This window comes from Iodobacter sp. CM08 (assembly GCF_033446605.1).
GTDB lineage: Bacteria > Pseudomonadota > Gammaproteobacteria > Burkholderiales > Chitinibacteraceae > Iodobacter.
In genome coordinates, this window is record NZ_JAWQUO010000004.1 from 139,733 (window position 1) to 153,121 (window position 13,389).

The 13,389-nt window shown below is 48.8% G+C and carries 10 protein-coding genes; all 10 read right to left on the minus strand.

What is annotated here, in order from left to right; genetic code table 11:
• Window positions 1-15: 15 nt before the first annotated feature.
• A complete protein-coding gene (locus tag R6242_RS03395) occupies window positions 16-1,083 on the minus strand; it encodes an acyltransferase (protein ID WP_318423717.1) in 1,068 nt (355 codons plus the stop codon).
• A 170-nt stretch (window positions 1,084-1,253) separates the two neighbouring features.
• Window positions 1,254-1,802, minus strand: a complete 549-nt coding sequence (locus tag R6242_RS03400) for an REP-associated tyrosine transposase (RefSeq protein WP_318423720.1) — start codon at window positions 1,800-1,802, stop codon at window positions 1,254-1,256.
• A gap of 109 nt (window positions 1,803-1,911) precedes the next feature.
• Window positions 1,912-3,243: a TolC family outer membrane protein gene (locus R6242_RS03405; RefSeq protein ID WP_318423723.1), complete on the minus strand. Its 1,332-nt coding sequence runs from the start codon at window positions 3,241-3,243 to the stop codon at window positions 1,912-1,914.
• Between the two features lie 10 nt (window positions 3,244-3,253).
• Window positions 3,254-4,642: an HlyD family type I secretion periplasmic adaptor subunit gene (locus R6242_RS03410; RefSeq protein ID WP_318423726.1), complete on the minus strand. Its 1,389-nt coding sequence runs from the start codon at window positions 4,640-4,642 to the stop codon at window positions 3,254-3,256.
• A 42-nt stretch (window positions 4,643-4,684) separates the two neighbouring features.
• On the minus strand, window positions 4,685-6,394 hold the full coding sequence (locus R6242_RS03415; RefSeq protein ID WP_318423730.1) for a type I secretion system permease/ATPase: 1,710 nt from the start codon (window positions 6,392-6,394) through the stop codon (window positions 4,685-4,687).
• A 45-nt stretch (window positions 6,395-6,439) separates the two neighbouring features.
• Window positions 6,440-6,922 (minus strand): hypothetical protein, encoded by a 483-nt coding sequence (locus tag R6242_RS03420; RefSeq protein WP_318423733.1) that lies wholly within the window; start codon window positions 6,920-6,922, stop codon window positions 6,440-6,442.
• A 542-nt stretch (window positions 6,923-7,464) separates the two neighbouring features.
• Complete coding sequence (gene rng, locus R6242_RS03425; RefSeq protein ID WP_318423734.1) at window positions 7,465-8,919, minus strand: ribonuclease G; 1,455 nt, start codon at window positions 8,917-8,919, stop codon at window positions 7,465-7,467.
• A gap of 163 nt (window positions 8,920-9,082) precedes the next feature.
• Window positions 9,083-10,081, minus strand: coding sequence for a DNA polymerase III subunit delta (gene holA, locus R6242_RS03430; RefSeq protein WP_318423736.1), 999 nt, complete (start codon window positions 10,079-10,081; stop codon window positions 9,083-9,085).
• A 23-nt stretch (window positions 10,082-10,104) separates the two neighbouring features.
• The gene (gene lptE, locus R6242_RS03435; protein ID WP_293932712.1) at window positions 10,105-10,593 is read right to left on the minus strand and encodes an LPS assembly lipoprotein LptE; all 489 of its coding nucleotides are present in this window, start codon (window positions 10,591-10,593) and stop codon (window positions 10,105-10,107) included.
• Between the two features lie 150 nt (window positions 10,594-10,743).
• On the minus strand, window positions 10,744-13,353 hold the full coding sequence (gene leuS / locus R6242_RS03440) for a leucine--tRNA ligase (RefSeq protein ID WP_318423742.1): 2,610 nt from the start codon (window positions 13,351-13,353) through the stop codon (window positions 10,744-10,746).
• Between the last annotated feature and the right edge of the window lie 36 nt (window positions 13,354-13,389).

The window sequence follows — 13,389 nt, forward strand, 5'->3', positions numbered from 1 at the left end:
CCATTAAGTTAAAAATTAATGTACATAGTGCTGGCGTAAATTTAAAAAGGGTAATTCAATACTGCGCCAGCTTAAATCGGCTAATAGGCAGCTTAATGCCAAAGCTAAAATAATCTTGGCAAAAAGCATAGCTAGTGGAAGCTCAATACTATTAGGTAGATAGGTGTTTAATAAATAGAGAATAATGGCGTGCAGTAGATAAAGGGAGTAAGACCTTTGGCCAATAAAAGCGAGCGATTTTTCTATAAATAAGGGTAAGCGCCACTGGGCGTTGGCATAGCTATAAATGAATAATCCCCAGGTTAATGCCTCGATGCTATACCAAAAGGCTAATAGAATTGAGCGGCTAGCGCTATCAAATAGCATGGCATATTTTGATCTAATGATACTGATTGCCATAATGGCTAAGGTAGCAATGATTAAAGCGTATGCTTTTTTAAAGTGAGGGCTAGTGCTGAGAGTGGCTAGGCCCATGCCAATTAAAAATTGATCTAGCCTACCAACCAGTGTGGATTGCATCACATGCGCAGGGTGCTCGGCTAGGTTTAATACGCATAATTTTAATAGTAATAAAATAAGTAATAGGCGTGCAATATAGATAAGGCCCTGCTGGCGAATAAATAGCGCCAAAAATGGGAAGATAAGATAAAAGGTAAATTCAATAGATATTGTCCATGCTGCGCCGGTCACAAAGTAATCAGAAGTGGCGGGCTTACCAATATTGCTAATCAATAGATAGAGTAAGTCTTGCGGCTGAAAGCGATCTCGCCCAAGCGATATAGCTAGAAAAAACACCAATAAAAACAAGGGAAAAATGCGTAAAAAACGGTTAAAAATAAAACGCCGATAATCAATATTGCCTGTGCTGGCTATTTTCATAAATAAATAGCCAGATAGGGTAAAAAACAAACCCACGCCGATATGGCCTTCGGTAAGTAGGGCAAGCATGGGCCAATCTGGGTAGGATTTCCAGTTACCATGAAAAAATTGAAAAGCGTGAAAGAAAAACACCAATAGCGCAGCAATAGCGCGAATATGCTCTAGTTTAGGGTTGAATTCAATATTGCTAGAGTGGGTGGGCATTAAGATCCTCGTTCTATATATTGTTCTTTAAAATTTCTTTATGGTGGATGAAACCTAATCCTATCAACTTAAGCAAAAAAAAACTGTAGGGCGGGTGCAACCCGCGAGCGATGCAGAAAAATAAGCGGGTTGCACCTGCCCTACGGTGTATTGGTGATTTGGCATATGGTTTAATCATCATATGGAATAACGATGTTGATATCATTTTTAGATCCCCAATCCTCTGGGTAAATATGCTGGCTAACCATCCGGTGAAATGATGACCAAGGCCAATCTGCTACTTTATTAACCAAACCATGCTTTACTGGGTTGAAATGTAAATAATTCATGTGGTTTTCATAATCTTGTTCATTCCTAATTAAATGCTCCCAAAAGCGGGGTTGCCAGAGTGTTGAGTTATTCTTTTTAATTCGTCTCATACTCAATAAGTTTGGTTTTAAATAGTGCTGGCCACAGATTACGCTGACTTCCCTTTTTATAGATCGCCAACGATTAGAAAAATTGTTATCGGTTTCAGGTAGGGTCCAAATACAATGCAGGTGGTCTGGCAACAGTACCCAAGCATCAATTTGGAAAGGTTGGGTTGCTCTCGTTTTTGTAATTGCCAAGCGCAGTGCTGCTCTTATATCGGGGTTGGTTAATATTCTTTGCCGATGCTCGGTGACAACTGTGAAGAAATATGTGGCACCAGATATTTTAGAGCGACGGTAATAGGGCATTATTGGCTCGTAAATGAGGGTATAAAACGCGGGTTGCACCCGCCCTACGAATGGCATATTGCTTAAGTTGATAGGGTTGGGGTGCAACCCGCGGATGTTGGTGAAAAAATCAACGCAGCACCTGATCTACCGCTTGCAAATCATTTTCTTGCAAGGTTCCTGCGTAAAACTTTAATTTGATATAGCCACTTAAATAAGTGTATTGGGCGGCGGTGTGTTTTTGTTGGGCTTCAAAGAAACGGCTTTGGGCGTTGAGTAAATCCACATTATTACGTACGCCAGATTGAATGCCTTTACGGGTGGATTCGACTAATACATCGCCGGATCGCACTGCTTCTTGTAGCGCTTTGATTTGGGCGGCGCTGGAGCTTAGATCCATATATTGTTGGCGCACGCCTAGCTCTACTTGTTGCATTGTATTGCGCTGGTCTTCACTGGCGGCGGTGGCAAAGGCGACGGCGCGTTTGCTGCGGGCGTTGATTTCTCCCCCAGAAAAAATAGGGATGCTGGCGTAAATCATTAGGCTATTTGATTTGATGACATTATCCACCGTGGTGTAGCCGGGGCTGTCCTCATAACTGCTGCGTAGCCGCAGATCGACGGTGGGCAGGTGTTGGTCGATATTTTTGCTGATTTCTAGCTGTGCGGCATCTAGGGAGGCTTGGCGTTCAAACAAAACGGGGTTGTTTTGTTTGGCTTGATTCAGCCACTCGGCCAGTGGGTAGCGTAGGTGTAAATCGGCCTGCATCGTGCTGGGTTTGCGGTGGGCGAGTTGGCTCATGGATTCGCCCACGGTAACGCTTAATTCATGCAGTTTATTGCTGTGGGCGGCTTCTGCAGACAAGATATCGGCATCCACAAAATCCAGCCGGTTTTGGGCTTCGTTGACATCAGTCACGGTGCCGTAGCCAGCGGCGTACCATTTGTTGGCTTGGGTTTTTTGCTCGCGATAGGCTTTTTTCTGCTCGCCCAGTAGCTGTAGTTTGTCGTAAGCCAGCTGTACGTCTAAATATTGCTGTGCCAGCCGCAAGATCAGCTCTTGTTGGCTGCGATCTAAGGCGTGGTTGGCTTCTTTTTGCTGAAATTGTGCTTGGGATAAGGTATCCCACGCCACCATTCTAAACAGCGGTTGGCTGAGGGTGGCAGAGTAGGTTTGGCTATTAAAAGTGTAGTCAGTAGAAATAGTTCGGGTCTTTCCACCCAAAGCAGGGACATCAAATTCGCTATTGACCCATTCGCGGCTGCCTTGGGCAGAGAGCGATAAATTAGGTAGCAGCGCTGCTCTAGCGATGGGCACAATTTCTTGTGCCGCAAGGTTTTGGGCCTTAGCGATGGCAAAGCGGCTGTCGTTTTGCAGTGCCTTAGGATAAAGGCTGCTTAAGTCTGCGGCATGAGTTGTGGTGCAAATTAACAGCGTGAGTAAGCAGATCTTGGTTTGCATAGGGATCTCCTTATTTTTCGGTAAAGGCAAAGGCAAGGCGGTTAAGCAGAGGGCGAATGATGTAGTCCAGCAGGCTGCGCTCGCCCGTTTTAATAATCACCTCGGTGGACATGCCGGGCTGGATGGCTAGCTTGTCTTTGCTAAGAGCGGCAAGGCCTTTTTTGGTGACGACTACTTTGGCACTGAAATATGGATTGCCACGCGGGTCTACGATGCGGTCGGCGGAGATGCTGGTGAGCTCGCCTTCTAAAATAGGCGGTGTGCCTTTATTGCCTAAAGATGAGAAGCGAATATCTGCCAGCAGACCCGGGTGAACTTTATCGATCAGATGCGGGGGGAGTTGGATTTCCACCACGAGTTCGTCGTTTTCTGGAACGATTTCCATCAGGGTTTCGCCTGGGCGAATAATGCCGCCTACGGTATGCACATTTAGCCCAACCACTCGGCCAGCGGCAGGGGAGCGTAATACGCTGCGAGACACATCTTCTTCTTTGCCTTTTATTTCATTGCTCCAGCGGTTTAAATCGCCTTGAATCTGGCTGTATTGGGTTTCTACTTCTTTATTGAATTCTTGGGTGCGCTGCAAAATTCTTAAGCTTAATTCGCCCTTTTGGCGGCCCGCTTGCTCGATTCGGCCTAAACCTTCGCCATATTCGCCAGAAACTTGAGCAAAAATCCTTTCCATTTCAAAGAGGCGGGTGCGTGGGGCGTAGCCATCAGCCACTAAATCACGTAGGCCAGCGATGTCTTTTTCAAGTAATTTAAGCTGCTGCTTGCGGCCTGCTTCTAGGGCGCGTAGGCCGGTGATTTGCTCGTTAATCCCTGCAATATTTTGCTGCAGAATATTGCCCTCATTGCTGAGCACGGAACGGCGAGTTTCAAAGAGCTGAACTTGCGCGTCCATTAGCTCTTTGGCCTGTGGGTTTTGCGCTTTTAATAGGTTTTCATGGAAAGTAATTTTAGGCTTATGGTTTAGCTCAGCATTGAGCCGATCGGATAGCGCCTGGGTTTGCCAGTAATTGTTTTGTACTGTGGATAAAACGGCGTTGATTTGGGTTTGATCGAGTAAAACCAAGGGCTGGCCTGCTTGAACTTCTGCACCTTCTTTAACCAAAATTTTAGCAATCATCCCGCCTTGTAAATGCTGAATGGCTTTGCGCTTGCTTTCGACTGACACTACGCCGTTGGTAGGCACGCCTTCATCCAGCGGGGCAAAGGCCGCCCAGATAAGAAAACCACCTAAACCAAATAAAAGAATAAACAAGCCAAGCCGTGTGATGGAGCGGGTATCGGTTAGCGATTGATCAACATCTAATATCGGTTCGGGAGATTTTTGTTTGGCAAGCTTTAGCATGGTGTAAGCCTCAATCGTTGTTGTAGGGCGGGTACAAGCCGCCATATATAAACTTTTGACGTATAAATCCGCCGGGTTTCTTCTGCCCTAAGAGGTCATTGCGGGAGTGGCGACTGCCGGTGGGTTGAGCGCCGCTAATACCTGATCACGTGGGCCGTAGTACTTAAGCATCCCGTCCCCCATCACCAGCAGTAAATCGACGACGGCCAGTACATGAGTGCGGTGGGTGATCAGAGCGATCGTTGCGCCTGCTTCTTTGGCGCGAATTACGGCTTGCACCAAGGCACGCTCGCCTAGCTCGTCTAAGTTGGCATTGGGCTCATCCAGTACAATTAGGCTGGGCATGCCATACAGGGCGCGGGCAAGGCCAATACGCTGGCGCTGGCCACCGGATAAGCCCGAGCCGCCTTCACCAATACTGGTGTCGTAGCCATGGGGCAGGCGCAAAATCATGTCGTGTACATCGGCCATTTGCGCGGCAGCCACTACTTTTTCGCTATCTATTTCACCAAAGCGGGCGATGTTTTCGGCGATGGTGCCGGAAAACAACTCAACGTCTTGCGGTAGATAGCCAATATACGGGCCTAGTTCGGCTTTATTCCATGTGTAAACATCGACGCCATCTAGTCTTACCTTGCCCATTACGGTAGGCCAAATGCCGACTAATAAGCGCGCCAAAGTGGATTTTCCGCAGGCGCTAGGGCCAACAATGCCGAGAATTTGCCCAGCAGGCATGCCAAAATTTATGCCACGGATCACCATATTTTGCGTGCCGGGAATCATGGCAGAAACGTTATCTACCATTAATTGGCCGCTGGGGCGGGGCAAGCTCATGCCGGTTTTGCGCTCAGGAAAAGTTGCTAGTAACTCTTGCAGGCGGGCGTAGGCGGAACGTGCGCCAATAAATTGCTTCCATGTGCCAATGGCCAGCTCGATTGGGGCTAAAGCGCGGCCCATTAAAATAGACCCTGCAATCATGGCGCCTGGGGTGGTGCTGCCATCAATCACCAACAGTGCGCCAGCGCCAAGGATTAAAGACTGCAAGCTAATGCGGGTAAATTTGGTAATGGCCGAAATGCTGCCGGCTTTATCGCTGGCTTCGCCTTGCAGGGCTAAAAACTTGCCGTGGTGCTTGTACCAGCGCTGCATCAGGCCATCTAACATGCCCATTGCTTCGATCACTTCGGCATTGCGCAAATTATTATTAGCAAAGCGCGTGGCTAAATTGGCATGGGTGGATGCTTCGGCAATGGGTTTTTTACTGACTATTTCGGTGAGATAAGCAAGGCCGGTGAGTAATAATGCCCCTACAACGGCCAGCCAGCCTAATAGGGAGCCAAGCATAAAGAGTACGGCTAGATAAATGGGGGCCCACGGCGCATCAAAAAAGGCAAATAAACCCTGGCCAGTTAAAAATTGGCGAATATTATTTAAATCATTTAAAGCGAGGCCAGCATCGCTATTGCCTGCTCTTAAATTGCGCTCAAAAGCGGCGGTAAATACCCGTGCATTAAGCTGTGAATCTAATTTACTGCTAATTCTAACCAATAATCTGGAACGTACCATTTCTAGTAAAGACATTAATCCATATAGCCCAAGCGTAATCACCGTAATCATGACTAAGGTGGTTTCATTGCGGCTGGCTAATACGCGGTCATAAACTTGTAGCATATAAATAGATGGCACCAGCATCAGTAAATTAATAAAAAAACTAAAGATGCCCGCCACCATAAAATGCTGGCGCAAACCATGCAATACGCTGGCTAATTCGGAACGGGGCTGTAAATGCTGTTTCATACCATTTCCTTTTAAAAATGGAATTACACGTTTTTTTAAGCGATATTAAGTTTTTATATCATCGCTCTGCTCTTCCAAATCAGCTTCAATGGTCAGTAAATACTCTGGCCATTCGTCTTGTGCATTGGATTGGGCGGCTTCGTTTAAATCTAAAAAAATAAAATTCAAAACAAACTGCTGGTTAATCTGTAAAAGAATGATTTCTCTTAGACGCTGGGATGCAAATCTTTCAGTTACCTCTAAAGGCAGTTGCAATTGGAAACGCAGCCGTCCTTCTAGGGTAAACATGGATAAAGTATTGTCTTTAATACTTAAGGTATGTCGGTCGAAATAAACAGGTGCAGAGGGTAAAAAATGTAAATGAGGTAAAGCCACGTCACTTGGAAGGTTTTTCCATTTGCTGAGCGGGTGTTCATATAGCGTGCGGTAAGCTCGGCAAATGGCATAAATCGCATTACAAGCCATTTGCGCACCCAAATCTGGCAATTGCTCGCGTAGCACTTTATAAGCCAAATGGTGCAAGGTCACCCGATGCCAGCAGCGGTGTTGTTGCGCGATGGGGGCGATTAAATTGCAAGCGTTGCAAAACTCTGTCTGCAGCGTCTGTAACCTGAGGCGCTGAGGATCTGTTGTAAGGAGAGGGACAGAGTATGTGCTGGGCATAATCACCAATCTAGGAGAGATTTCTCCTATATGAAATGCCTATATGAAGTTTTTTACCTACGTTCGTCGGATGGCTGAGTGGTGGAGGAGCAGGGAGGATGTAGGGCGGGTGAAACCCGCGAGCAATGCCGAGTAAACACGCGGGTTGCACCCCAATCCTATCAACTTAAGCAATCCGCGATTCGTAGGGCGGGTGCAACCCGTGAGTCACACTGAAAAAACGCGGGTTGCACCCGTCCTACGATGTTTCAATGCTTGCAATAGATAGATCTAAGTTGATCGCTTAAGATTTAACGATCAGCAAATTTCCCTTAAGTTGATAGGATTGGGTTGCACCCGCCCTAAGGTGATACTTGTCATCAAGAGATGGCTGTCCTAGGTGCTTTTCTAGGGCTAAAGCGGAGTGATTACACTAGCACCACATCAAATAATTCTTGGGTGTAGGCGCTTTCTACCTGTAAATAGATGGGTTTTTGGATGAAATCGGCGAGTTGGGCAAGGTTGGCAGATTCTTCATCAAGAAACATATCGATTACGCTTTGTGAGGCGAGAATGCGATATTCTTTGGCGCTAAATTGCCGCTCTTCACGCAGGATTTCGCGCAGGATTTCGTAGCAGATGGTCTGTGCAGTTTTGATCTCGCCGCGCCCTTGGCAGGTGGGGCAGGTTTGGCAGAGTACGTGCGCTAGCGATTCGCGGGTGCGTTTCCTTGTGATTTCAACTAGGCCAAGGCTGGTAAATGGGCTGATGGTCACCTTGGTTCTGTCGCGACTCATGGCTTTTTTAAGCTCGTCCATCACGGCGAGTTTGTGACCTTCGTTATCCATATCGATAAAATCGACAATAATAATGCCGCCCAAATTGCGTAAGCGCAGCTGGCGGGCGATCACTTGGGTGGCTTCTAAGTTGGTTTTGAAGATGGTGTCATCAAATGAGCGGGTGCCCACAAAGCCGCCGGTATTTACATCCACCGTGGTCATGGCTTCGGTTTGATCGATGATTAAATAGCCGCCAAATTTTAGATCAACACGGCGCACCATGGCGTGCTCGATTTCTGCTTCTACGGCGAATAATTCAAACAGCGGGCGCTCGCCCACATAGTGTTTTACCCTGGGCAAAACATCAGAAACAAAGGAGGCGGCAAACTCGGTCATTTTGGCGAAGTTTTCCCGCGAATCCACAAGGACTTCTTCGGTTTCGTTGTTAACCATATCGCGCAGCACGCGCAATTGTAGTGATAAGTCTTGAAATAACAGCGATCTAGCGGGCAGGGTGACTGATTTTTGCTGGATATCTGCCCAGATTTTATCGAGGTAATTGATATCGGCGGTTAGCTCTTCATCTGTGGCGTGCTCGGCCGAGGTGCGGATGATATAGCCTTGATGTTTTGAATCAGCGAGTAGTGATTCCAGCCGCTTACGCAGTTGATTGCGTTCGCCATCTTTGTCGATACGTTGGCTAATGCCAATGTGTTTTTCTTGCGGCAAAAACACCAAAAAGCGCCCTGCAATACTGATTTGGGTTGAGAGCCTAGCACCCTTGCTGCCGATCGGGTCTTTGGCGACTTGCACCAGCACCGGCTGGCCTTCATGCACGATGCGCTCGATACGTTGTGGCTCATTGGGGTTTTGGCGCTGCTCGATCACATCGGCAATATGCAAAAAAGCGGCGCGTTCTAAACCAATTTCAATAAAGGCACTTTGCATGCCTGGCAATACGCGTTTGACCACGCCCAAATAAATATTGCCCACCAAGCCACGATGGGCGGATCGCTCAATATGAATATCCTGAACCACGCCATCTTCAACGGTGGCCACGCGAGTTTCTTGTGGGGTGATGTTGACGAGGATTTGTTCTTTCATTGGGAAGGCCCTGTTTTTATTTATTTGAGTATCGGCATGGGTTTTGCGTGTGTTTAATAGCTTTTCGTCTTTGGTATGGCGGTAAGGAGCACAGAGATATTTGTAGGGCGGGTGCAACCTGCGTATTTTTCAGTATCGCTCGCGGCTTGCACTCGCCCTGCATTTATTTCTTTAATAGCGGTAAGCACATATTCATTAATTCATCCCAAACCTCGCCTTTGGCCACGCCCTTATTCATTTGATCGATCAGGGCGGCTTGGGCGAGGGCGGCTTTGAGCTGGGCGGCTTTGACTCGGGCCAGCGCGGGCTCGACCAGCTTTTGTTTTTCACCCCAGATGCGTAATTCTTTAAATAATTGTGCGGATGGTGTGCCACGTTGCTTGCCGAGGCCAAGGCGATAGAGGGTACGGATTTCTTCCGCCAGCGACCATAGCACTAAATGTGGTGCTTCGCCTTCGGCACGTAGCCCTGCCAGCATGCGGGCAAAGCGGGTGGCGTCGCCTGCCAGTAGTGCCGCACCAAGCTGAAATACATCGTAGCGGGCCACATTGGCTACCGAGCTTTGTAGGTCTGCAAGGCTGATTTCACCTGCTGGGTGTAGCAGGGCGAGTTTTTGTATTTCTTGAAACGCCGCGAGTAAATTGCCCTCAACCCGATCGGCTAAAAATTGCAATGCCTCAGGGGCGAGTTTTTGCTGCTGGCGGGCTAGGCGCTGGGCTATCCAGTCGGGTAGCTGGCGGTGCTCGATATTTTTAGCTTCAAGTACATCGCCCTTGGCAGATAGCGCTTGAAACCATTTGCTGTTTTGGCCGGTTTTGTCCAGCTTTGGGCAGGTGACAATGGTGATGGTGTCGGGCGGTAAATTGCTGCAATAGGCTTCAATAGCCTTGCCCCCATCCGTGCCTGGTTTGCCGGTGAGGATGCGTAGCTCGATTATTTTTTTATCGGAAAAGAGCGAAAAGGAGTTGCCCTGCATTTCGAGTGAAGACCAAGCAAAGCCTGTTTCCACCGTGAGCACTTCACGTTCGATATAGCCTGCTTTTCTGGCGGAATCTCTGATTTGCTGCACGGCCTCTAGTATTAGCAGGCTTTCATCTCCGTGCAGGATATAGAGTGCGGATAGCCCCTTGCTGAGTTGGCGCGGCAAGTCGTCAGGACGCATCTTTCATCCTCAGTGCGTGTGGATCAGGGAACATTCTGTACTTTAGCTAGCGCACTGATACGGCGCAGGATTTGCTGGGCGGCATCTTGCTGCATGTCGGCAACCAGTAAAGAGGCTTCGGCGTCTTTGCCTAGGCTATTGTTTTCGTCATAGCTGTAATCACGGTTGAGCTGCAATTTGCCATTTTCAAGTAGCTTGCGCTCACCTGCTTGTACGCTATACGTAATGCGATAGAACAAGCGATATTCACTGACTCGGCCTGCGTTATTAACGGTAAGCACTTTTTGCTCGGTACTTTCATTGATGACGTTAATGACAACGGCGGGCTTATTTGCGCTGAGTGTTACGCCCGGTAAAGAAGCCAAGCTTTGTTTTAGCTGCAGGGCTACGGCGCTATCGCCTAATACACTGGCCGTCGTATATGGGAAGGTGCCAGGGCCTGTGCCGCGTAAGTGAAAGCCGCATGCGCTAATAAAGCAGATTAATATCAGAGAGCTGAAAGCTTTTAGCATAGGTTTGCCTCATTAGGGTGGGCACTTTGCCCACGCGTGGTGATTACGCTGTAGTTGTTATTACGCATAGGCAAGGCCTGCCCACTCGGTTTCTCTATCAAAGAGCCAGTGGGTGCTTATCTATTGGTAAGCACCCACGGTTGTGGCAACTTAAACCACAATACTCACTAAACGCCCAGGCACGACGATGATTTTCTTCGGTGTGCTGGTTACAAACTTCTGTACGTGCTCATGCGCCAGCGCAAGTGCTTCGATCTCTGCTTTAGGCAGATCTTTAGCCACTAAAATACTGCCGCGCAGCTTGCCGTTTACTTGAATCATTAGCTCAACTTCATCCTGCACCATGGCGATTTTGTCCGCTACTGGCCAGCTTTGTTTCAGCAGCACGGTGCCAGGCACTAGCTCGCTCCAGATCGATTCGCAAATATGCGGCACGATAGGCGAGAGCATAATGGTGGCGGCTTCGAGTACTTCTTGTGCCAGCGCACGGCCTGTATCATCGGCCAACTGGCCTTTCACTGCCATGGCGGAGTAAGTATTCAGCAGCTCCATGACTGCAGCAATCACGGTATTAAATTGCTGACGGCGGCTGTAGTCATCGCTCACTTTAGCAATGGCGGTATGCAAGGCAAAGCGTAAGGCTTTTTGCTCCTTGGAGAGTTCCCCGCTCACAAATTTCGCTACAACGCCACCACTGACATGGTCAAAAGACAGCTTCCAGAAGCGTTTTAAGAAGCGATACGCGCCTTCTGCACCGGCATCCGACCATTCCAAAGATTGCTCTGGTGGGGAGGCAAACATCATAAATAGGCGGGCGGTGTCTGCGCCAAATTGCTCGATCAGCTCTTGCGGATCAACGCCGTTGTTTTTGGATTTAGACATTTTTTCAACGCCCGCCACCATCACCGGTAGGCCATCGGCCTTGCTGGTGGCAGAGATCATTTTGCCCTTGGCATCGCGCTCGATTTCTACATCAGCAAAGTTAATCCAGTCTTTGCCGCCGTTATCCATATCGCGGTAGAAGGTTTCGCACACCACCATGCCTTGGGTGAGCAGCTTTTTAAATGGCTCATCGCCAGATACCAAGCCTTCATCGCGCATTAGCTTGTGGAAGAAACGTGCGTATAACAAATGCAAAATAGCGTGCTCAATCCCGCCAATATATTGATCAACCGGCAGCCAATGATCCGATGCGGCTTTGTCTACTAGGCCGGTTTCGCATTTTGGTGAAGCGTAGCGCGCGTAGTACCACGACGATTCCACAAAGGTATCCATGGTATCGGTTTCGCGTTTGGCTGCGGCATCGCACTTAGGGCAGGTGGTTTCATAAAAACTTGGCATGCGCGCTAAAGGCGAGCCTGCGCCATCTGGAATCACATCAGTTGGCAGTACAACGGGTAGGTCTTGCTCTGGCACTGGCACATCACCACACGTTTGGCAGTGAATGATAGGGATAGGGCAGCCCCAGTAGCGTTGACGGCTAATACCCCAGTCACGCAGACGGTATTGCGTTTTGGGCGCACCGGCATTTTGCGCGGATAATTTAGCCGCCATTGCATCGTAAGCTTGTTCAAAGTTCAGGCCATCAAACTCGCCAGAATTAAACAAGATGCCGTGCTCGCCGTAGGCATCTTGCCAAGGCGCTGCCACATCACGGCCAGCCGAGGTTTCAATCACGGCGTTAATGGGCAGATTGTATTTGTGGGCAAAGGCAAAATCACGCTCGTCGTGCGCAGGCACGGCCATCACTGCGCCGGTGCCGTAGTTCATCAGCACATAGTTGGCCACCCAAACCGGCAGCAAATCGCCCGTCAGTGGGTGGCGTACTTTATGGCCGGAATCCATGCCTTTCTTTTCCATGGTTGCCATATCGGCTTCGGCCACGGAGCCGCTTTTGCATTCGGTAATAAAGGCTTGCAAGTCGGCATTGCCAAGAGCGGCGGATGTTGCCAGCGGGTGCTCGGCGGCAACGGCTACGTAAGTTGCACCCATTAGGGTATCGGGGCGGGTGGTGTAAACGGTGAGCGCATCAATATCGTTGGAAGCCACTGCCAACGGGAAGGTGACATCCATGCCGCGCGATTTACCAATCCAATTGCGCTGCATGGTTTTAACTTGCTCTGGCCAGCCATCCAGCTGATCCAAATCTTGCAACAGTTGCTCGGCGTAATCGGTGATCTTGAAGTAATACATCGGGATTTCGCGCTTTTCAACCACAGCGCCGGAGCGCCAGCCGCGCCCATCTACGACTTGCTCATTCGCCAGCACGGTTTGATCGACCGGATCCCAGTTCACCGAGCCATTTTTCTTGTAAATCACGCCTTTTTCAAACAGGCGGGTAAACAGCCATTGTTCCCAGCGATAGTAATCTGGCTTGCAGGTGGCGATTTCTCTGCCCCAATCTACAGCCAAGCCCAGCGATTTAAGCTGGGTCTTCATATATTCGATATTGGAATCCGTCCAAATGGCGGGGGCGACGTTGTTTTTCATCGCGGCGTTTTCGGCAGGTAAGCCAAAAGCGTCCCAGCCCATAGGCTGCATTACATTAAAACCATTGAGATGATGGAAGCGTGAGAGTACATCGCCTATGGTGTAGTTACGCACATGACCCATGTGCAGCTTGCCACTTGGGTAAGGGAACATGGATAGGCAGTAGTATTTAGGCTGACCGGCCTTTTCGATGGCCGCAAAAACCTGATTTTTTTCCCACTGCTGCTGGGCTGCAGCTTCGATGGTAGACGGTGTATAGAGCTCGATCATGCCTAAGAATCCAGTTGTACTTTCACAAAGCCGATG